The following is a 22,604-nucleotide window of genomic DNA, read 5'->3' as shown; positions in this document are numbered from 1 at the left end:
TTATGTCGACGTTTAAACATATCAGCCCAGAGCAAACTTACGCCAAAATTGAAAATGGTGAGGCGCTTGCGATTGCCGATATTCGCGATTATCAATCCTATTTAAATGGGCATATGCCGGCAGCAACGCATTTAAATAATGAAACGATTGCCGAGTTTATGCAAAACACACATATGGATACACCTGTTGTTGTGGTTTGTTATCATGGGATCAGTAGCCAACAAGCCGCTGAGTATCTCGTAAGCCAAGGTTATACGGATGTGTACAGTATGGATCAGGGCTTTGAGGGGTGGCGCCTACGTTATCCCATTGAGTCAGGAGCCTAAGTATGACGCCGCTGGTTGGCTTCCAACATGAGCAAGCAGCGCGCCTTCTAATCGCGCATTTGAATGCGCAAGGAATACCAGCGAGTTATCGCAAGACGGATGATGTGCATGAAGTATTGTTAACTCGCGCAGACGACGTTGAAAAAGCAACACTGCTCACACGCATATTTCTCAAAAATCCGCATGCGAAAGAATATCAATCGAATGCCTGGGAGGTGGGTGAACAAGCTGAACGCTCTGGCTCACTGAACCTTACATTCCCATCGTTGTTGGAATGGCTCAAGGCGCCATTTACGACAGTTATAGCTGTGTTGTGCTGTTTAGTTTATGCGTTGATGGCGCTCGGTGGATTCACTTGGGTCAAGGATTGGTTGTTTATTACGCCAATTGATGCGCTTTTACAACATCATGGATACTGGCGAATTTTCACCCCGAATGTGATCCATTTCTCCCCTCTACATCTTATTTTCAATGTCCTTTGGTGGCTGATGCTAGGCAGTCAAATCGAACGACGCTTAGGACTGTCTGCGATCATTATCATTTTTGTTTTAGCTTCGATAACGTCGAACGTGGCGCAACTATGGGTGTCGGGCCCCAATTTCGGTGGTCTTTCGGGCATTGTTTACGCCGTACTCGGGTTTGTCTGGTGGGCCGGCTGGCTGCGCCCGGATTGGCAGCTGCAGGTCAGTAAACCTATTGTTGGCTTTATGCTCGTTTGGTTAATGATTGGTTTTGCCGACGTGTTGTGGATTTCAATGGCGAATACCGCGCACTTGGTAGGCTTGGTGAGTGGTTGTTTACTTGCTGCAGGATTCGCACGATTAATCCCGAAGTAGCACTTTGGTATGCTGAGAAGTGTTTGCCTCAGCCATTCACTGCTGAAGACTTACTAAAAGCAGAAAGACCAAGATTAGCGCAGTGTTAGCCCTGATAAAGATATTTAGTAAAAATCACATCACTGACAACTGCCTTGCCGGTCTCTTTTTCCAAGCGTTGTTGCAGCAACTGTAAGATGGTGCGGCGAATATCTTCTCGTCCGGTTAGTGATTTAACTTTGTCTTCGGGCTGACGTCCAAAAGTTTCAATCACAATTGCACGCAAGAGTGGCATGTGATGTTCGACAATCTCTAAATTGTCGGCATCGTCCAGCATCAACTCAACAGTGACTCGAACAAAGCCCAGTGTGCGTGCATTTCCGCTAAGATAATTGGTGACGATGTCGGGTTCTAACCCCATATAAGCATATTGCTTTTGCTGCGCAGACGCTGCAGAGCTCATGATTAAGCCTGCGATGACAATGGTTGTTTTAAGTAACTTTTTCCATGCGGCTGGGAACATCGTTTCTTAAACCTTATAAGCCAGTGTGAGTATTCAAAGTATCGCATAAGTTTAGCAAACGCCGGATAAAAAAATACGGCTAAAACGATATATGGATATTCTGAACTCGTGAATGTTAATATTATCGGCAATCACCTGTGTAAGTTTTAAAAGAATTTGTCGAATCAAACCAGCCAACAACCAGCGGCCCCTGTAGCATTAGAATTTGAGTGGCGCGCCAACAATCAACTTGATGTTAGCAATGCCTATTTAGCCAACTGGTTAATGGATACTGGCTCTCTTACCGAGCGTTTACAAAGCATGTGCCGACACTTTACCGTTGAGGTATTGTTTCACGCTCAGATTGCTGCCGATACGAGCAGCGATAGTGAAGCCAACTATTTACGTGAAGTCATATTATGGGGTGACGGTGTGCCTTGGGTATTTGCGCGTTCGATCATACCTGCAGCAATTAATAATGGAGAGCTTCTGGGGCTAGGTGAACAGCCGCTGGGGCAGCGCATATTCAATGATGAGCGTTTTGTTCGCAGTCAATTTGAAATGTGTCGAGTCGCCCGAGACACGCTATGCGCTTATTTGCCGTCGAAGATTACAGCAGTCATTAATTCGTCCACAGGCGATAATATTAAAGAGCTGTATGGCAGACGTTCAGCCTTTCATTTTCTTGACCATCAACTGAGTGTCGCGGAAATATTTTTACCTCAGGCTCCGGCATACAGCCACGGATAACGGATTTTTTGCATGAAAGCGAAGATTTCTGCCTATTGGCAGCTAATGCGGGCGGATAAACCTATTGGGATCTACCTGTTACTTTGGCCCACGTTTTGGTCGGTTTTGATTGCCGCTGAAGGTAGGCCGGCATGGTCTATTGTGGTGATATTTGCCCTCGGCGTGGTGCTAATGCGCTCTGCAGGATGCGTAATTAATGATATAGCTGACCGACACGTAGATGGCAGCGTAAAACGCACTGCGCAGCGGCCCCTGCCGAGTGGTAAGGTGACTTTGCGAGAAGCCCAAGGATTGTTTGCGGTGCTAATATTATTGGCGTTCATCTTGGTGTTGCAGCTAAATTTTCAAACCTTACTACTTTCTGTAGTCGGCCTCCTACTCGCCGCGGCGTATCCGTTTATGAAACGTTATACCCACCTGCCGCAAGTCGTATTAGGAGCTGCGTTTAGTTGGTCTATTCCTATGGCGGCTATGGCGATCCTCGAAGATTTACCACCATGGGTGTGGGGACTTTACTTGGCTAATCTGTTGTGGACGGTTGCTTATGATACCGAATACGCCATGGTCGATCGTGATGATGATTTAATCATTGGGGTGAAATCAACCGCAATATTATTCGGTCTATATGACCGAGCGATCATTGCCCTATTACAGATTGTGTGTTTACTGGTTTTGACCTGGACCGGGTTAAGTCTTGCAATGACATGGCCTTACTATCTGTCTCTGGCTGTTGCAGCGAGCTTATTTGTCGCCCAGCAAGTCATGATCCGCCAGCGTGAGCGTGATGCCTGCTTTCGTGCGTTTTTGCACAACCATTGGGTCGGTATGGTGATCACTATAGGAGTCGCTCTGCACTATTGGTTTTGATAATTAGCAAAACCTAGCTCTGCCCCACAATTGGAATGAAAGTAATGCATCAAAACTAACACTGTGAGCTGGCACATCTAGCATGCGCACAGCCAACTTGTTTTGCTCGCTATGTGCGCAACGCCTGTTTTAATTTATTGCTGTTCAGTTGAAGCCTCGAGTGCAGCGACTCGTGCCTCAAGGGCTTCTAATTTCTCGCGTGTGCGGATCAACACTTGGGTTTGCACATCAAACTCTTCACGGGTGACTAAGTCGAGTTTCGAAAGCTGGCTTTGCAGTACTTGTTTGATGCGAGCTTCGGCACCTTCGGCCATACTTTTCACGCCCGGCGGTACCGCATCAGAGATTTGTTTGGCAATGTCTTCGAGTTTTTTAGGGTCAAGCATGGTGGCGCCTTTACATTATCGTTTATACCCGTAGTTTAAGTGACTGGTTCGAGGATGCAACGATAGAGTTCAACGTCGATTAAAAATTCGTGTAAAATGCTCGCCCTTTTGGTGAACAACCGACACGCTAATTAAATGCAGTTAAACCCCGCGCAACAATCTGCTGTTACCTTTATTTCTGGCCCTTGTTTAGTGCTGGCGGGTGCTGGTAGCGGCAAAACGCGGGTAATTACCAATAAAATAGCCTACCTAGTGCGCGAATGTGAGATGCCAGCCCGGCATATTGCAGCAGTTACGTTTACCAATAAAGCCGCGCGCGAAATGAAAGAGCGCGTTGCCCAAACCTTAGGCAAAAAAGAAGCGCGAGGCCTGATGGTTTCTACCTTTCACACGCTAGGTTTAACTATCATCAAAAAGCATGTATCCCAGTTGGGTTTGAAAGCGGGTTTTTCGCTATTTGACGACAAAGACAGCATAGCCCTGCTAAAAGACCTCACTGAGGCCGAGTTTGATGGCGACAAAGACCAACTCAAGCTATTGCAAACCTGTATCAGTAATTGGAAAAATGACCTACTTTTACCTGAAGCACTGAGTGCGCGGGCAAGCTCACCTGCGGAAAAGCAATTTGCTGCTTATTATCAGCAGTATCAAAACCACTTGCGCGCCTACAACGCGTTAGATTTTGATGATCTTATTTTGCTGCCAACTCTGCTGTTGCGTAGCAATGAAGAAGTGCGGCAGAAATGGCAAATCCGTATTCGTTACTTGTTAGTCGATGAATATCAAGATACCAACACTAGTCAATATGAACTGGTTCGATTATTGGTGGGCGATAGAGCTCGTTTTACTGTGGTTGGTGATGACGATCAATCGATTTACTCTTGGCGTGGCGCGCGACCGCAGAATTTAGTGTTATTACAAGAGCACTTTCCTGCATTGAAAGTGATCAAGCTTGAGCAAAACTATCGATCTTCAGGGCGCATCCTGCATAGCGCCAATATCTTGATCCAAAATAATCCGCATGTGTTTGAGAAAAAGCTGTATTCAGAATTGGGCTATGGTGAGCCATTGCGCATCATTATTGCTAAAAATGAAGAACATGAAGCAGAACGCGTGGTCGCCGAATTAATGGCCCATAAGTTTATGCAGGCCACTGAATATAAAGATTATGCGATTTTGTATCGCGGCAACCATCAATCTCGGGTTTTTGAAAAGCTGCTGATGAGCAATCGGATCCCATACAAAATCAGTGGCGGGATGTCGTTTTTTGGGCGCGCGGAAATCAAAGACATGATGGCTTATCTGCGGTTGTTGGTAAACGTGGATGATGACAATGCCTTTTTGCGGATTGTTAATTTACCGGCGCGCGGGATTGGTCGAGCCACGCTAGAAAAAGTCGGTAATCTCGCCAATCAACACCACATCTCATTGTTTGCCGCTTGCTGCCATTCAGATTTAGCGCAGCATATCAGTGGCGCTGGTTTGGCGGCTGTTGAACGTTTTGCGCGCTGGATGGTGGAGCTTGCCGACAATGCTGCGCGCGGTGATACGGTTGCAACCATTGGCGAGATGATTAAGTCAATGGGGTACGAAGAATGGTTGTACGAGCACAGTGTCAGTCCCAAAGCTGCGGAAATGGCGATGGCCAATATCAGTACCCTCTATAAGTGGCTCAAAGACATGCTTAATGGCTCTGAATTAGAGCCACCAATGACATTACAGGAAGCTGTAAACCGCTTTATTCTGCGCGATATGATGGAACGAGGTGAAGAGGAAGGTGATGCAGACCAAGTCCAATTAATGACTTTACACGCCTCTAAGGGATTGGAGTTTCCACATGTATTTATGGTGGGCATGGAAGAAGGCTTGTTGCCGCATCAAAGCAGTATTGATGAAGACAATATCGAGGAGGAGCGACGCTTAGCCTATGTTGGGATCACCCGTGCTCAACAAACACTCGTTTTCAGCATTGCCAGGGAGCGTCGTCAATTTGGTGAAGTTATCAACCCCGATCCAAGCCGTTTTTTGTATGAATTACCCCAAGATGATCTAGACTGGGAATTTAAGAAAAAGCAAAAGACTGCGGAAGAGCGTCAGAAAGAAGGCGAAGCCAGTATTGCTAATCTACGGAACTTGTTAAACAAGTAAGTTTGATTAGGCGTCCTTTAACAGTATTGTTGGTGCTAATAGCTTGCCTTGGCCATAGACACACCCCAACTCATGCAAAATGTTGAGTTGCCCCTGATTATCAATCCCATCGGCGATCACATGAAAACGCAGATGTTCACTGATCAGCATAATTGATTGGATCAGCTTCTGATTGCGCTGCGAGCGAGGTAAAGAGCGCACAAAACGATGATCTACTTTGATGTAATCAAAGGGATATGAGAACAGATAGCTTAGCGAAGCTAAACCACTACCAAAATTATCGAGTACCAGCGAAATTCCGGCGCGGCGTAACTTTTTAATCGCCGGTAAAATAAATTGTGAGCGGCGATTCAAATCGTTCTCATCAAATTCAAACACTAGCTTCTTCGGCGAAATGCCGGCTTGTTTGATTTGCTCTAATAGGCGGTTTACCAGATTGCCTTGAATAACATGGTTGATCGACATGTTGATCGCAATCTTTGAATCCTTGTCTTTACCAGCCACCGTTTCCCAGTGCTTAATCTTTTCACACGCGTATTTCAGCATGTAATTATCAAGTTCAAGCGTAAGCCCTGACTGCTCCGCTATTTGCCAAAATTGCTCGCGTTTTACCTTACCTAAGGTCGGGTGCTCCCAGCGCACGTAACATTCGTAATATACAGGTTCGCCATCAGCCAATGACACCGTGGGCTGAATAAAACATTGGAACTCCGCATCGCGCAGCGCCTTGCGGAATTCATTTTCAAGTTCAAGTTCTTCCAACAGCCGCTCACGCATGCTTTTATCAAATGTAATGAAGCGCCCACGCCCTTGTTGCTTGGCTTGGTACATAGCGGCATCGGCATCTCGCAAGACTTCTTCAGCTTTTTGATAAGTGATATCTAGGTGTGCAATACCAATACTTGCACCGGAATACATCTCTTTTTCTTCCAGTACAAAGGGTTCTGCAATTGAGTCGATGACTCGGCTCGCGACTTCTTCAACGTCATGAACATCATCAAAATTATCAAGTAGAATGACAAATTCGTCACCCCCTAGGCGCGCCAGCAAATCATGGCCACGAATGCAGGTGTTAATGCGTCTGGCGACTTCAATCAAAAACTGGTCGCCGGCGTGGTGGCCCAAGGTATCGTTGATCACTTTAAAGCGGTCTAAATCAATAAACAGCACTGCAAAATTGTTTTCTGGGTGGCGCTTTTTGTTCGCCACCGCGAGCTCTAAACGGCTGTTAAACATGGTGCGATTGGGCAGATCGGTTAGGCCGTCGTGATGCGCATCATGGATCAAGCGTAATTCTATTTCTTTGCGTTGTTCGATTTGATTCTTGAGGATCTCATTAGCGCGATTAAGCTCTTTGGTGCGTGCTTCAACCCGTTCACTCAGCTTTAAGGTGTATTGTTGGATCGCCTCAGACTGGCGCTTCCGTTCCATCGCAACCGCGATATGGTGTGACACATAGCGCAGGAGTTCGAGGTCTTTACTGGTGTACTTGTTCTGCTTACCGTAAGTTTGTACTGCAATTACACCTGAGATCTCTCCATCGACCACCAGGGGTGAACCCAACCAAGAGTTAGAGCTAGTCAGCATGTTTTGCGCAACGCTAACATCTAATTCACCACTTTCGACCAGCTGGACAACTCGTGAGGGGTTAATCATTTCGGCCTGACCACTGCGCAAGACAAACTCGGTCAGTCCATAGCCTAAGGGGCGTTTATCTGGCGCACTGTCTTTCTCATCGCTAAAGTACGGAAAGTTCAGGTGTTCTTTTTCTTCATCTAAGATTGCAACATAACAGTTTGGCGCGCTGATCAAACGCGAAATGATGCTGTGCAACTGCGAATAAAACGACTGCATGTCGTCATCTAAATTCGCCGCGACTTCAGATATTTCAAATAGAGCTTGTTGCAATGACTCAACTTTCTGGCGCTCTAGAATTTCTTCTTGCAAGTCATCGTTAATTTGCCGCAGTTGTTTGGTTCGCTCGCGGATCGTGCGTTCTGTCATTTCACGACTTTTCACCCGGTCCACGGTCGTAACAATATGCTGGGAGACGAAAAGCAAGACTTCTAAATCATCATTCGAGTAGCGCAGGCTATCATCATAGGTCTGAACCACCATCGCGCCGATCACTTGTGAGCCACGTTTAAGTGGCACACCGATAAAATCAGACGGCACTGAACCCATGATCTTAATACCTTTGGCTCCCAGCACTTCTTCAGCATTTTCTTTACCAAAGACAACATATTCGCCACTGCGTAAGATGTGTCCGGTGATACCATCCATCAATTGCTCAGCCGGGATCTGTTTTACCGTTTGCTCATCGAATTCATCAACAAAATAGACAAAGTCGATAATTTTTTCTTCGCGCTCGTAAAACGCAACGAAGAAGTTATCGGCGTTCATAAAGTCGCCAACAATGTCATGGATAGAGCGATAAAGGTTTTGTAAGTCACTGACTGAACTGGACAGTTCAGAGATATCAAATAGGGCTTTTTGCACCCGCTCCGCGCGCTTGTACTGCTCGGTCAATTGTTGCAGTTGAGGAATGAGTTCGCGTAACTCTTCTTCTGACAGGTCGTTTTTGGATAGATCTGCTGTCATTCTCTCTCTCGTGCAACGTTGGTTGGATGTCGAGTGTGGCCGCTTTGCAGCGGCCAAAATAGACTAGATGCCTTCGATCATGTATTCAATAGCGGCTTTGATATCGTCGTTAGAGCAGTCGCCACAGGTTCCCATTGGCGGCATGGCATTGATACCGTTGATGGCGTTTTCCCAAACTGTATCGAAGCCTTTTTCGTCCAAGCGAGGTTGCCAATCAGCTGCGACCTGCAGCTTAGGGGCACCCAATACGCCAGAACCGTGACAGGCTACACAAGCTTGGTTATAAATGTCTTGACCTGAACGAGGGCCTGCCGCGGCAGCACCTGCTGCTTCAGCGCCTGCTACATGAACTGAACCATAAGGTTTGATGCGCTCAGCAATTTCTTCATCTTTCATTTCCTGAGCATTGAGTGTTAGCGCACTGAACAATAATGCTGACAAACCTACTAAAACTTTTACTTTCACAACAGACTCCAGCCGTTCGTTAATTTCGCGATTTATTGTGTCAATTCGGTTTAAAAGGCGAACTGTCACAATTTTGCAGACTCCCGATTATAGCGGTAATTTCAATCGGGACAACCGTTAACATTGATGATATTACGCAAACCTCGGTATTTCGGTTTTAATCGCACTTTCAGAGTGACAAAGCGGTTGAAGCATTAATGTTTGCAACGTATTATTGGCGCCTCTTCACGGCACCCGTAGCTCAGCTGGATAGAGCGTTGCCCTCCGGAGGTTACGGACATCCGGGAATAGGGAAAAGTGAGCAACGGACATTGTGTTAAGAATACGACGCAACGTCGTGTATGATAAAAATTGAAGTAAAAAGTTTATCCGCCCCTAGCTCAGCTGGATAGAGCGCAGCCCTCCGGAGGCTGAGGTCAGAGGTTCGAATCCTCTGGGGCGGGCCATTTCCCTCTTTTTTGTACTTTGCTTTTCTTGGTCACAAACCTTCAAAAAGCATTCTGTGACCAGATTGTGACCAAGCTAAGGGATTTACATTTCACCTCAGTAGCCTCTTGTTCCCTTGACCTCCAAAATATTTTTCATAGATTTCTAAAAATAATCTTCAAAAAAATGACAGACTATTTTTTGCCGTTATCTTGGTTTACATCATGGTAGTAACAGATGACGGAGGTATTCCATGAAATTAAGCAAAACGAGCAGTGATTTAGTCGCGCTATTTAACGTTGTCTATCAATATCGAGTACGAGAGTGGTCACTAAACTCTGAACCTTATAAACAAGACTTGGAAACAATTGAATGGTATCGAATCAGCCAGGCACAAGCATATGCAGAACTCGAACTATTCAAAACGTCGGATTTATATGATGTGTTACAGGAAATTTTTGACACTGGATATAGCGGTGAGAATTTGATCGCCTTTGCAGCATATGTTGTGAATGTGCGCGGACTGCCAAATCCTATGGCGGATGAGCCTGCATTGATTTCGCAAGATCTTCATCAATGGTTGTTTGCAAACCAGAAACAGTTTAAGAGTTTTGATTTTTCGTTTAAAAACTTAGAGGAAGCTTATAAGGAATCATGCTGGCATCAATGGTGTGAAAATCACAGTAGGCTTGTCTAATAGGATTAACTTTGATCAATTCTCTTGTCCAGACTGCAACAAACATAATTACGAATACTTGGGCGAAGCTTTTGGACTAACAGCAAACGTAATGGGTGGTTTACGATATCGACCATCCATTGCTTCACGACTAACTCATATCCCACTCTTCAACCAAGCATAACGAGTCTGGTGCACAGCGCTTCAGAATGTCTTTGTTTACTTCGATATTCGGAATGAAATCAACGCCGATAAAATAATCGTCACCAATCACATTTGCGCCATACTTTTCTGGTTCTCTTAGCAGTTGAGGTAAAACATGCTTAAATGGCACGGTATAGCGGTTGGGATAGTAGTTATTGCCGCCGCGATACTGGGCAATACCCAGCTTTTCGAGCTGTTGTATCCAAAGGTCGCTGTATGGACCTACTTTGAATACAGCAAATTTATGGGTATCGCTTTTACTGGCGAACTGATCGAGAGGGTGCTCTTTAACATCTTCGTCGATCAAAAAGATTTCGTATTCGAAGCCAAGCATCACTGTTCCTCACAAAGTTGATTGTGCGCCTCAATTTTCTTCCATAATTTGGAAACAATAAACTCTGGATCATCTAACGAGGAAGGATTTCTAAGTTTATTGAGTGGATACCAGACGCCATTCGTTTCTTTATAGAAAACGAGTTTATAAATATTGCCTGTGTGAGAAACTCTTTCCTTCTCTATGCATTCTGATATCCGTGTATAAGCTTGATTAAGGCTTTTAGGGTTAGGCTTTATATCTAGCGCCTCAGGAAGTTCTATGGCGCCACAGTAAACGACTCCCTTTTCGAACGGTAGGTAATCAAACCAGCCTGTGCCTTCGGGTGTTTTACTAGAAGAGAAGGAGTCAGCTGCCGTCAATTGTTTGAGCGTAAGTTTGATGAATGAATAGTTACCTAAACCAATTCGCAAACTCTCATGACATAATCTAAAGTCCACATCATGATAAAATGAACGTCGAATTTCCGAAGATAGGTCTTCAAATTTCGGTACTTTAACTGCGACTAGCAGCTCATCGCCATCATCAAATATTTTTACTTTAAACGGCTTTGGCTTTTTTCTGACAAAACCTTGTTCTTTAATTGATGCAACATCTACTTCGGCAATAGCTTTTGCCCCTGGAGCAAAAGTTATATGCTTGTCTTCACAAGTCCAACGCTTGCCATCAAATACGAGATGAATATTTTTCTTCCCTGAATTCATTTTATTCTCCCTAAGTTATTGCAAAAAAATTTCTAAGCGTCTAACGCTATTCAACCAACGCTTTCAATAAAGCATCTCTCGCATCTTGATAAAACTGAATATCCACTTTCGTGGCCATATCATCGGACAAGTCATAGAGTTGTCGACGGGCGGTCACGGGCATGAGAAGTGCGGTTGCCCCTTTTTCTACGGCTAATTCAGCAATGTTGACGGCATTGTGAATTGGCTCGATTGAACCACCCAGGTTAATTTCACCGACAACAATTAATCCACCTTTTACCGGCTTCTTGAGTAAGGCACTGCTCATTGAGATCAGTACAGGTACTCCAAGCTTTGCGCCTTTCTTAGCGGCGTCAAATGCGCGTAATTGAATGGAGTATTCGTGGGAGCGGGGTTCGCGGTCTCCAACTAACGAGGCAGCGCGAGCATAAAGGTTTTGTTCAGCATAGCGAACAGACTCCTTGAATGCGGGTGGCGCTGGGTTATTGAGGATCTTCACGCCCGAACCGGGGCCAGCGTTCACTTCAATTCGATACAAGCCTGCATTGTCACCTGTATCTTGGCCGCCTTCGCTGATGGTCCAGATTTGACCTGGTTCCATCGGGTCATCACCGATTTCGTTATCAGAGCTCAGTTCCGGGGTGGCAACGAACTTCTCTACGCCATCATCACCAATAAAGTAGCTAAAGTGAGTATTTCTGAATTCAGCTGCGCCAATCCTTTTTTGTTGTTCTTTGACACGGCGACGAACTTCTAGCGCCAACCTTACTGACCACTCTAAATCTTCGTCAGAAACCTGCATATCTGGCAAGGGGTATAGCAGCTTCAATAACCCTGATGCGGTTTTATTTACTGCATTGGTATCCCGTCCACTTAACGCTCCACCAAAGTGAACACGGTTCTGTAATACACTTACTCGGCTTTGAAAGCGCAGTCGGCTCAAGCATTCTGAGAAGAAGTCACTGACCAATCCAAAATGATCAGTGACCAAATCCGAGCTCATTTTAGGAATATCCCAACCAGGCAAGTATCCATGGATACGATCCATCCAGGCCGTGTCGTCGCGCATCTCTTGCGGCAAAGGTCCAAAAAGGTGGCCTACGCGCTGTTGATGTTCTACATCGACATCAAAATTGCCTACGAATACCATTGAACCATCGGCTCGAATGCTTTCTTTGCCCCGAGAAAACTCCCCAGACTCCATGTAGCCTTTCATGATATTAATGCCTTCCTTTGAGTCAAAGGAAATACCGCTAATCTCATCAAAACACACCACATCGTATTGGCACACCAGGCCACGTGCTCCGGTGGCGTTATTGACAAACATTTTTGCAATTGTCGCTTTACCGCCAGAGATAAGGTGCGCGTAGGGGGAAACCTGTTGAAATAGATGACTCTTGCCGGTTCCGCGAGGGCCTAATTCAACCAGATTATAATTACGTTCAACAAAGGGGACCATTCTCAAAAAGATTGCATCTTTGGCTCGGTCGTCCAGCTTGTCGGGCTCGAGTCCAATGCCCCGTAGCAAAAAATCTTTCCACTCCTCAGTAGTGAATTTAGCGCGAGCTTCGCCTAAGGCATCTAATACATCTCGCTTAGACAATTGAATGGGTCTTAACTCCCGAATTCCGAACGCGTTACCTTTTTCTTCAGCAATAAGGCTGTCGTATTCAAGGGTAATCTCAGCGTAAAAGCCACCGGTTAACAAACGCTCATTATCATCTACCAGATTGTCATTGATTCGCACCTTATTCAGCTGAATGCTAGGCAAAGAAGCAAGATAGCCATTGTCTTTCTGGCTGAAGCGAGCACTGACCAAGTCAATGAGTTTTACGGTGCCGTTTTTATATGCTTTAGCTTTGAATAACTCTTCTTCACCTGCTCGAACCGTACGCGACTCAAGTTGCTTTTGTACGATTCCTAACCCTTCATTAATGTCTTCTGGGTCAGTGCTCGCACAATAGCGTCCTAACATAAATTCTACGACATAAGTTGGAACCGGAAATTGCCTCGCAAAAGTTCTGACAAGATCTTTTCTAACTAGATACCCTTCTAGTGTTTGTGCCGCTTTTAAATCTAATTCATCAAGTTCCATCAATCTTCCTCTCCAACAATAGTTGGCTGCTTAGCAAGCACATTTCCGGCCTCATCAATTAACACGGTAACTGCAGATGTGCCCTCATGATCGTCATCAACCATTAAGCTGCATTTGCCATCTTTAAGTAGCTTTCTGGGGCTAATTTCAGACGCTTCATTAGCTGGCTGCGTTCGCAACACCGCAGTTACTGATGGACTATCAGCCTCGCATTTCAGTTTGCAAACAAGTCCTACCCAGCGAGCCTCAGTAATACTGGCTGATATCGCACTAACTTGTGATGGCTCTTGTCGATTTAAAATGCTGATCACCGGGGTGTAGCATTCTTGAAGGCTTAATCCACCATGATCATAGTGTTTCCCAGCAATAAAACTTCTGGCACCTGGAGCCATGGCTACAGAAACCTCCGGGTGCCAGTGCCATCCCAGTGTTAAGTGATCTGTTTGCACATTTTCTTTAATTAAGGCGCATCGCCCCCATCGAGTTTCAGTGAGATATTTTGCTATCTCGACTTTTTGCATGGGGGAGGGCGTCAATATCCAGCCGTGGTCGGTGACAATTCTGATTTTCCGCCAACCTGCAGCGAAAAGGTCTTCCACTCGCTCAACTATTTCATCGAGTAACGTATTAATCCGTCCGGCAAGTTTTAATTCTTTTACATGGCCTTCTTTATCGATATCGCCAGTTTGAACCCAAGCGTTAGTGCTTGGATCGCCTGTTTCATTTTCTCCTAGATACGCCCAGCCTTTCTCTGAGAGATACTTCTTCAAATAGTGGGATGAAAATGCGACGTCACTTTCTTGAAGGCTAGGTTTAAAATCTTTATCTGATGATCGGCCGGTGATTTTATCGTTTACTGGGGTAACGGCCGCTTTGGCAGTCGATGTTACCGACGGTAGTGCAGACCAATCGCTGGTCAACGTAACATCACCTAGGTTATTCAGTTTGTCGATAAGGCGTTGTGCGACATCAAAGCGTAGTCCGTCGACAAAAAATACAACCTCACCACCTACCTCATAGTGAGCGGTAGCCTCTCTCGCAACATTTTCTCGTTGATATCCGTTTCGCTTAACCAGTGACTGAAAGTTATTCGTAACTTCTTCCAACCAGGGTGTATAAATAAGATCAAGCAGAGACTTCACTAACGTTTGATGATGGGATTTAAGGTTATAAGCAAGCGCCTCGAGCATATGGTTATCCGCTTGCCAGAATGTGTTGCGATATTGCTCTGCCATTTCATCAATGCTAAGCCCAGAAAAGGCGTGTTCGGTGAGTTTCGCTACAATAGCAAGGTGTTCTAGCACACCTGCCAGTGGTGAAAGTCCCAAATCAAACCAAATCCAATTTCGGCGGTCTGCGTGTTCTTGTTCCAGTTTTAAAAGCTGGCGCCGGGCTTCTGAGCTGCCTGCTTTGCCAGGAATATTTTGCAATGCCTTTTCTAATTGAGATTCTAATTGGTCATTAAGTGCGGGGTAGCTTGTGCCTTCAGCGGCAAGATCGGGCTCTACTTTCATCAGCAGTTCTGGTAGTTCTGCATAATGATGGCAGGTTTCAACATATCGCTGCCAAACGGATTCCCATGGCCCCTGTCTGGCGCACAGCCTTTCTGCTGCGGTCAGTTCTCCATCTTTATCTGGATTAAAGTGATATTCCGTTTCCCAAATGCTCGCTAATGCTTCCCATCTTGCTTGATCCCAGTTCTCTTTTGCGCGTTTGGGGGCATTCATCCAAACCAAAAGGTCACGCACAGGGTCGCTCGAAATCAGCTTATTAAAATCGGGCGCTTCTAGTCGCTTATTCGCTAAATCTTCACGTTCACTTTCTAGTATTTCGGGGACAACTTTAAGCAACGCTTTTTGTGTATTGTTGTCACCAGCCACATCTAAACCGGCACCACCGCTTTGCGAGAGTAAAAATGCGTTTACTGTCCAGTCTCGTCCAGCACTGTTATACGCCCACCACGTTCCTCGATATTGCAATTCGGCAAGCGGCTTAAGTTCATCAGGGCAATTTGCAATTGCCCTTAAGTCTCTGCGTTCATAGCCAGGTAAATATATAATCGGTGTTTTATCGGTTGGATAATCAAACTCTGGCAACACACCTTCAATAACGCACTTAATCCAAATGGCAGGGCCCATGCGCTTATCAGGGTTGTAATCACCCAGCACCAATAGCTCGGGCATTGCAGATTGGAGCAAGGGTAATGCGCTTTCCCAGTCACGTTTTTTATCCGTCCACAACACCACTGAAGGCGCTACCTGGATAGCGGAATTGTACTTAGCGCTATATCGTATTTCTTTACACAACAGGTCAAGTAACTTCATTCACTATTACCTTTCGCATCTCTAGCGAGCTGTTTCTCCTCTAGGCTCAAATGGTGCTCATTAATGCGTGCGCCGAGTTTTTCGCCGTAGTCGGGGCCCAGGTGATACCAGGGGGCCGACTCGACATCGGTGCCACGGTCTTTGGCCCATTTAATGTTAGGCTTGGCGCGCAGTAGCCCTGCGCCTTTTTTGCCCATGTCTTTAGCCAGCATAAAGGGGCGAATATTTAACCGTACACCATCGTTTAAGTCGGGTTCCCAGCCAATAGGTTGCTCTGACAGCGGCTTCCAACGCACGAAAATATCGTAGGGCTTTTCACCGCGCAGGATATTTTCTAATTCAGCTTTCAACGTTTGCGCGGCACCCAAGCGAACATCGGCACCGTCAACACCATCAGCAACACCTGCCTGCTGAGTGCGGATCCAGTCACCCAGGTAGGTATAGATAAGCCGTTCAAGACCGGCTCTATCCAGCTTGTGGTAGTTGACCAGCACACTAAAGCCATCTTTCAGGCCATCCCAAATGTGCCAGATGAACGGACGGTGTTGGAATAGCCTGCAATGTTGCTCAAAGAACTTGTCCCGTAGCCAGGCATTGAGTGATTTGCTGCCTACTGATTGTAGTAATTGATTGCGAACGCTCACCGTCCACTGGTCGCCATAGGCAGCTTCCAATATGGATTCTAGTCGACTATTAGCCGCCTTTTCTCCCCGCACGGGTGGAATACACACAATGCCATCGTCATCAACCAGTGCATTAAATACGTCGCAGCGATCAATCCATGCTCGCTGCTCATCGGCCAATTCCATTTCCGCATCCAGCTCGGCTGGCCATTGATAGCCAAGCAATCTAGCCACAGCAACATGCAATACGGTATCGTCAGTGCGTAGGTCTGATTCGGCCGTCCACTTTGTTTCTTCATCCCAAATAACTGAGCCGCAGGGGTGCCCATGGAATATCCATTGGGTGGGGTCGTCAGAATAGGGTTTGGGCAGGCCATTGGGATATTGTTCTTCAGCGACTTTGGTCCAATAAGCGAGATCGAAAGGAACTTTGACCAAAGTGGCGTTAGTGACATTCAACTTCTGATCAATTCGACGTACCGCTTCGTTGTATTCTGGAGAGGAGCAGAAGCACCAGATTGCGGGAAGGTGGGATTCGTTGTTTGGAAGAATCACAGAGCAATTTGTATCGAAATGAACGCCAGTGTGAATAGTACACGGCAACTCTCCCATTTGCTTAACAACTAATCCGGCCTTACTTAAAGCATCCGTACCACGCAAATAAGCCTGTCCACGATCAAAAGCTGCTTCTAAATCATCGTTAAACCACAGTAAGAGGTCCTTTCCGCCAAAATCGACATTCGATTCAATTGTGCTTTGCCAGTACTTCCAATCTCCTGTAACTTCCTCGATTTCCCAAAACCTTCGACCATAATGAGGTGCATCAGCAGGTGAAACTCCTTGTAATCCTGATGCAATTTGCTGAAGTAGCGCTATCGCATCAGTATCATCCAGTGCAACCCTCGCATCCGGATTCTCCAGCTGCTTCGACTGCACAACACTTTTCACTTCCGCCGAAATCAACTGCTCAGCTTTTTCGGCTGCCGTGCGAGGTTCGGAAACATCCACCCCACGAATCAGTTGTCTGCGCTCAGCAGCATCAAATAGCCCGCCCGATTCTCTAGCAGAATTGCCTCGGCTAAGGTTGATTAATATGGCTTTAACGACCTCACCGCTAATGGTCTCAAACGCACCGGGCCCCAAACGAGCAATTAAATGCCATGTGGCTTGCGTGAGTAATTTTTCCCGAAACATCTTGTAACTTGTTAAGAACAACCAATTTTGAGGCAAGACAATGCTCGAGCTTCCGCCTTGTTTACAGAATTCTAGGCACCGGTCGAGAAAGACTGTGGCAAGGTCGTTTTTACCTTCGCCATAATATCTCTCACAGAACGACTTTAATGTTTCAGCCTGTTTGCCTCTTGCCAGATAAGGCACATTGGTAATGACCCAATGATATTGACTAGACAGCAACTTAGCTGCTTTCACTAACCCTTGTGCAGCAATACCGGCCTCAAAGGATTGCGATACCTGACTTGTTTCTAGGTCTTGGTTTTTCTTTAACGCTTCATCTGCTTCAAGTGTGTCACTAAGTACTTTTTCAAGCTCATCCCATTTAGCAATTTTGGCGCTATGTAAGCGTTTGGGGTTGATGAGGCTGCCAAGCACCGGCGCGTCTTTAAACGTTTCGTACATCCAATCTAGGGCGATTGTCAGGTTCTGTTTACCTGCTTTTTGGCTGAGCGCTTTCCATTCGTCTTTTGCGGCGGTAATCGACAAGCCACTGCAGGCAAGGTGTAACTCTGGCAATTGGCGATAACCAATAGCTTCATCTGTTTTGCTGTCTTTCGGGTAGCGCCACGCTTCCAATGCTAAAGCAAAGGCGGCAAGTTCTACACAGCGCTGGTCAAGCTCCAGGCCATGGATGTTTTCGGCCAGCACTTTGTCAACCGCTTGCTCTGCTGTGAGTTCTTCCATTTCCATGCGCATGGGCACGAGCATTAAAAACGCTGCAACCAAGAAATGACCGGAGCCACAACAGGGGTCGAGGGTTTTAAGTTCGCTTAAGTGTTCTGGCCAACCTTCAAAGAAGCCCGATGCGGGTTGCCATTGGTCATTTTCCTTAACAAAGCGAAGGTAGGTAAGTGGCACGCCGGGAATGGTAGCCTTTTCTCTCAGCTCTTGTTCAGATGTTGCATTGGTGAAGTCATCCTGGCTTAACCGTTTTCCTGCCCACCAGGCGCCTAAGCTGTTATCGAGCAGAAAGCTCACCATATAGGGTTCGGTAAAAAGTTGTGTTACCGGAGACAACTCATCGGCGCCAATTTTGACTTCCGATTTGTTGACTTCGTCTTTACGTTTGCTCTGCCAGAACTGGTATACCCAGCCAAGACTGTCTTGAGCTTGAAACACCTCTGGCGCTAATCCAAGCACCAACTGCTCTAGTTCCCGCTGTAGCTCAGGGGCAAACTGCAACTTGAACACAGGGGAGTCGATGCGAAATATCTGCGGCAACATTTTTGACGCAAGCACGCCGGCTAATGCCCAGCCACTATTACACTGCGCTTCAAGATCATCCTGAAACACGCCGTCTTGCACCAGTTCATTACACTCATCGATGGTCAAAGGTGTGTATTGGTCGTACATCAACAAGCTGTTTTGCTCCAAGAAGCGGGCGAACAACATGCGATGCCAGTGCTCATAGGCCACTTCAGTGACCAGCTTATTAATTCCTTGCTCACCATTGGCGCGGCGGATATCGCCCAATTGGCGACCATGGGCACGCAGCTGGTTTCGAAGTGCGCGCTGAGACTCATCGAAATAATCGGGCGCTTTGTTATCCCCCACTGCTAAGCGTTCAAGTGCTTGTTGGGCGGCTTTTTCTGCAATATCACGGGCCTTAATGACGGTGCGTTCAAGGCCTGTGCGCAATGTTTTTTCGAGTGGTTTACGTGTAGTCATTAGAAGCTCACCGGTCCATCGTTTAACTTATCTAATACTGCTTTTTTCACTTCATCTAACCAGGCATCTAGCTCTTGAGGACTGCGTACAGTGACACGTCGAGGTGAATAATGTTGCACCTTTGGCTCTAACATTTTCACTGCTTCTTGGCGCGCATTTTCAAACTTTGACGTCAACGAGTCTGTTTTGTCCCGCCATTGTTCTAGCGTGGTATTTTCTAGTGCATCGATCAGTGCATCTGTCGTACTGATATCCGGTGCAGGTGTGATAGCCAGATGACGGCGTGTCCAAATGTCGGTTTGTTGCTCCTGCGTTAATTTCTGCCAATCATGGTCCGCGTTGAGTTGATCTGCCAATGACTGGTGTGTTGCTTGGTAATCGTCAATACGATGTTTTAACGCTTCACGTAGTTTTTTGACCAACTCTTTCGTTGTGTCGATGACTGGGTTGGGGTCATCAAGTAAAGAGCGATTCTTTACAACGGTGTCAGCAAGGTTTTTAGCTGGCTCGAAAAAGGCAAGGCCTTCGCTGAGTCGCAGTAATTCTTGTAACTGCGCCCAATCATGACGACGCTGCTTTATTTTCTCCGCCGTTGCTTTCCAGTCAGTCAATGCCGCCTTAATGGCATCTTGATTATCAAGGATCACTTTGAGTTGAGCATTGCCCGATTGGCGCGCAATCTCGTCAAAAATAGCGCTGTCTGGCGCAGGTGGGAACGGCGCAGAATCGCCGGCTTCTTTGGCCAGCTCGCGTCCTTTTTCGGCAAGTAAAATTGCTTTGGCTTTTTCTTCGCCTTTTTCGCACTTGATGCCTGCGGCAGAAATCACGCTTTTGATTTTGATTAAATCGACTGGGCGAATAGTTAACTGTTCAGGCCGGAAGGTTGTGCTGGGTAGTTGTTTTCTCTCTAATTCGGATGCTTTTAGCCCAGGTTCAGCAATCAGCACGCCTGCAGCGAGCATGGCGTACAATGCACCATCGATCGCATCCTGAGACCAGCCATAGCCCTTGCCTTGAAAGTTTTCGCGAATTTCTTTTCCGGTCTTTGATACGCCGATAAAGCTCTTTATCTTAGCGCACACAGGGTGCTTTTCAGGATCATCATTGTGTCCCACTGCTTCCATTGCATTTTGACCGCCATCTTTTCGAGCTCGTTCAATAACGCGCGCCCAACCGGCGTGGTCAGCTACATCAAATTCATTGTATAGGCGAATCACTGAGGCTTTGGCTGCGGTTTCTACTTGTTCGGCAATGGAGTTACCGTCAATTTCACTGCCACCGGCCTGGAGCACGGTGACACCATCGAATATTTCTTTTAACAGGGTCTGCACATTACGCTCAGCATCTCGCTTACGTGTTTCCATGGCGCTGCGAGCATCTTTACCGGCCTCTGTTCCTGGAATACCGCGCTTTTGAAGTGTGGCGTCGGCAGCATGCTCAGCGATAATAGCTGCTGACAGCTCAGAGCGGTTTCTCGCCGGAATATACAGATATATGGTAGGGCTATCTGTGGGCGCACGGCGTGCTTCGGTTAAGAAACTGTTTTCGTCAAGACTCCATCCATCCTGAACCCAAGCATAGACTTTCTCGTCAGCGTCACGCGGTAACTCTGCATCGAAACAAGGAATTACCTGCCTAACTTCGTTCGTTTGTCCTTGTGTTACGCGAACTTTGCTTAACTCCGCCCTGACTTTTTTATGTAGCAAATCTTCACGAAGGTTTTCCACTCGCTGCATGTTACCGCGTAAATCCGCTTCTTCTTGACGGAAGGTGTCATACCACTGTGCGCTTTCTTGTGTTTGCACGCGATATTCAGTACCAGCTCCTGTCTGCATGGCCATGATATGCCCGTCATCCACCAAAGCTTGTAAGAGCGAGGGCACGGCCGTGCGTATTTCGTCCTTACCGTTCTTAAGGTCGTCAATTAGCAGATCCGCCAACATTTCTGCAGTCGCACGCACGCCGCAATCTGCGGCTGGCTCGGTAGGTAACTTGCCGATAAGGAGAACAAGGGAAAGGATCCGGGCTTTTAATTTGCTTGTGCTGTCACCGGCAGCCAAGCGCCCGATAATTTCACCCATTTCTTTTGAGACAACACCGGTTTGGATCAAGTTGACCGATATTTGATCGTAGATGAAATCAGCAGGTACCACATGCCCGAGGGCTTTATTTGCGGTTGCTTGAGCCGCTTCATGAATGACTTTAAGCTGATTTCTCAGCTGCGATACAGTACCGGTAGTATCGACGATGCGAAGAACTCTTTCCCAAAAACGTCTGCGAACGGGTAGCAGCGGATAGTCAGCAATCATCACCCGCTCATCGTCCTGGTGATGCTCGATACGCGTGCCGCGCAAGTGCCTGGAGATCTCGCCCAGATTATCTTTTAGTACCGCATCAATTTTTGGCTTAACGTCCTCTTTTTTAGACAGTATAACTTTTCGAATAACCGCTTCTACGTCAGTGTCTGAAAGTTGAATGGGTAATTGGAAGCGCCCCATCAAACGTTGCAAATTCGGCATGCCTGAAAGTGCACTTTGGCCAGTGCCAACAAACAACAACTTATTAGAGAATGCAGCATGCTTACAGCAGGTTTCTACTACCTCTTGCACCATATGAGCTTTGTCAGAGTCGTTACCTACGTATTGCTGAACTTCATCCAGCACAACGAGCGTTAATGGAAATTTGCCATCTACAGAGAGTGCCTCGCTGATAGCGTTAACCATTTGATTATTGGTAACGTCAGTTACGTGGGGATATTGTTCTTTAAGCAGTTGTCTCATCTGTTTGATGTCGTCGGCAAGGGTGGGGTCGGCTTCTAAAAGCGCACCCGCAATACTGCGAGACATGTATAGATCGTCTAGTTCATCCAGCCATTCATCGTCTTCTGCTTCCACCGCTGCTTTGACCTGGTCAAGTAACCCTTGTTTTTTAAGCCACATAACAAAACGTGCTTGGTGATATTGTTCAGGTAGCCCCGCAGATTTAAAGACGATATTCAAAAGTGCCAGGCGGACATTATTGTCTGCGCCTGAGCCTAATGTGCCTGATGCAGCATGCAAGCCTCCATACCGCTTTGCTTGGTTGCTGAGCTCGACAAGATTTTCTCTAATTTCATCAGGTAGGAGAGCGATATCTCTAGCAGACGAACCATCAGGAAAGAGCTGATTTATCCATAGTGCTCTCAGCATTTTGGCTAGGTGAGATTTACCTGATCCGAAGAAACCCGATATCCAGACACCTTTTTGTTCGTGTTCTTGTGTAAGGTTCGTCAGGTAATTAGACAGAATTTGTTTAAGCCCTTTTTCATACTCGCCATCACAAACAAAGGTATCTAATTCATAGCGCAGTGTTTTAAGTGCCTGCGAGGACTGGTCGTCTTTAACTTCTGCAACACCGTTGTTAGCTAAACGGTTCTGCATTGGATCTTTTTGATAAATTTCTTGATTTAACATGGTTG

The 22,604-nt window shown here is 46.4% G+C and carries 16 protein-coding genes and 1 tRNA gene; 7 read left to right on the top strand and 10 right to left on the bottom strand.

The genetic code is table 11. The features are described 5' to 3' along the window. The first annotated feature begins 2 nt into the window (after window positions 1-2). On the top strand, window positions 3-326 hold the full coding sequence (gene glpE, locus AC121Z_RS17145) for a thiosulfate sulfurtransferase GlpE (RefSeq protein WP_498125545.1): 324 nt from the start codon (window positions 3-5) through the stop codon (window positions 324-326). A gap of 2 nt (window positions 327-328) precedes the next feature. Further along, complete coding sequence (gene glpG, locus AC121Z_RS17140; protein ID WP_498125544.1) at window positions 329-1,162, top strand: rhomboid family intramembrane serine protease GlpG; 834 nt, start codon at window positions 329-331, stop codon at window positions 1,160-1,162. Window positions 1,163-1,247: 85 nt separating this feature from the next. Here the strand turns inward: glpG and AC121Z_RS17135 are convergent, their stop codons facing one another. Further along, window positions 1,248-1,604: a flagellar basal body-associated protein FliL gene (locus AC121Z_RS17135; protein WP_498128293.1), complete on the bottom strand. Its 357-nt coding sequence runs from the start codon at window positions 1,602-1,604 to the stop codon at window positions 1,248-1,250. 216 nt (window positions 1,605-1,820) lie between these two features. Between AC121Z_RS17135 and AC121Z_RS17130 the strand changes: the two genes are divergently transcribed. Together AC121Z_RS17130 and ubiA are read left to right on the top strand one after the other, a co-directional pair. Beyond that, complete coding sequence (locus AC121Z_RS17130; protein WP_498125543.1) at window positions 1,821-2,393, top strand: chorismate--pyruvate lyase family protein; 573 nt, start codon at window positions 1,821-1,823, stop codon at window positions 2,391-2,393. A 12-nt stretch (window positions 2,394-2,405) separates the two neighbouring features. Further along, entirely contained in the window at window positions 2,406-3,260 is an 855-nt protein-coding gene (gene ubiA / locus AC121Z_RS17125; protein ID WP_498125542.1) for a 4-hydroxybenzoate octaprenyltransferase, read from the top strand. 134 nt (window positions 3,261-3,394) lie between these two features. Here ubiA and ubiK read toward each other — a convergent pair whose 3' ends face one another. Next, window positions 3,395-3,646: a ubiquinone biosynthesis accessory factor UbiK gene (gene ubiK, locus AC121Z_RS17120; RefSeq protein ID WP_498125541.1), complete on the bottom strand. Its 252-nt coding sequence runs from the start codon at window positions 3,644-3,646 to the stop codon at window positions 3,395-3,397. A 135-nt stretch (window positions 3,647-3,781) separates the two neighbouring features. On the opposite strand from ubiK, the gene rep reads away from it, so the two are divergent. After that, window positions 3,782-5,794, top strand: coding sequence for a DNA helicase Rep (gene rep, locus AC121Z_RS17115; RefSeq protein WP_498125540.1), 2,013 nt, complete (start codon window positions 3,782-3,784; stop codon window positions 5,792-5,794). Window positions 5,795-5,800: 6 nt separating this feature from the next. On the opposite strand, the gene AC121Z_RS17110 is transcribed toward rep, so the two are convergent. Together AC121Z_RS17110 and AC121Z_RS17105 are read right to left on the bottom strand one after the other, a co-directional pair. Beyond that, on the bottom strand, window positions 5,801-8,395 hold the full coding sequence (locus tag AC121Z_RS17110; RefSeq protein ID WP_498125539.1) for a sensor domain-containing diguanylate cyclase: 2,595 nt from the start codon (window positions 8,393-8,395) through the stop codon (window positions 5,801-5,803). Window positions 8,396-8,458: 63 nt separating this feature from the next. After that, a complete protein-coding gene (locus tag AC121Z_RS17105) occupies window positions 8,459-8,860 on the bottom strand; it encodes a c-type cytochrome (RefSeq protein ID WP_498125538.1) in 402 nt (133 codons plus the stop codon). A 369-nt stretch (window positions 8,861-9,229) separates the two neighbouring features. On the opposite strand from AC121Z_RS17105, the gene AC121Z_RS17100 reads away from it, so the two are divergent. Then, window positions 9,230-9,306 (top strand) — tRNA-Arg (locus tag AC121Z_RS17100). A gap of 233 nt (window positions 9,307-9,539) precedes the next feature. After that, window positions 9,540-9,983: a hypothetical protein gene (locus AC121Z_RS17095; protein ID WP_498125537.1), complete on the top strand. Its 444-nt coding sequence runs from the start codon at window positions 9,540-9,542 to the stop codon at window positions 9,981-9,983. Window positions 9,984-10,113: 130 nt separating this feature from the next. Here the strand turns inward: AC121Z_RS17095 and AC121Z_RS17090 are convergent, their stop codons facing one another. The 6 genes from AC121Z_RS17090 to brxC are packed head-to-tail and all read right to left on the bottom strand — an operon-like array spanning window position 10,114 to window position 22,599. Then, entirely contained in the window at window positions 10,114-10,500 is a 387-nt protein-coding gene (locus AC121Z_RS17090) for a hypothetical protein (RefSeq protein WP_498125536.1), read from the bottom strand. Beyond that, window positions 10,500-11,204, bottom strand: a complete 705-nt coding sequence (locus AC121Z_RS17085; RefSeq protein ID WP_498125535.1) for a hypothetical protein — start codon at window positions 11,202-11,204, stop codon at window positions 10,500-10,502. The genes AC121Z_RS17090 and AC121Z_RS17085 overlap by 1 nt, the downstream gene beginning before the upstream one ends. A 46-nt stretch (window positions 11,205-11,250) precedes the next feature. After that, complete coding sequence (brxL, locus tag AC121Z_RS17080) at window positions 11,251-13,299, bottom strand: BREX system Lon protease-like protein BrxL (RefSeq protein WP_498125534.1); 2,049 nt, start codon at window positions 13,297-13,299, stop codon at window positions 11,251-11,253. After that, on the bottom strand, window positions 13,299-15,623 hold the full coding sequence (gene pglZ / locus AC121Z_RS17075; RefSeq protein ID WP_498125533.1) for a BREX-1 system phosphatase PglZ type B: 2,325 nt from the start codon (window positions 15,621-15,623) through the stop codon (window positions 13,299-13,301). Before pglZ ends, brxL begins: the two co-directional genes overlap by 1 nt. Then, complete coding sequence (locus tag AC121Z_RS17070; RefSeq protein ID WP_498125532.1) at window positions 15,620-19,147, bottom strand: Eco57I restriction-modification methylase domain-containing protein; 3,528 nt, start codon at window positions 19,145-19,147, stop codon at window positions 15,620-15,622. Before AC121Z_RS17070 ends, pglZ begins: the two co-directional genes overlap by 4 nt. Further along, window positions 19,147-22,599, bottom strand: a complete 3,453-nt coding sequence (gene brxC, locus AC121Z_RS17065) for a BREX system P-loop protein BrxC (RefSeq protein WP_498125531.1) — start codon at window positions 22,597-22,599, stop codon at window positions 19,147-19,149. The genes AC121Z_RS17070 and brxC overlap by 1 nt, the downstream gene beginning before the upstream one ends. Between the last annotated feature and the right edge of the window lie 5 nt (window positions 22,600-22,604).

It is taken from the genome of Alteromonas sp. DYW1 (assembly GCF_059752595.1).
This window is presented reverse-complemented; position numbering and strand designations above follow the sequence as displayed.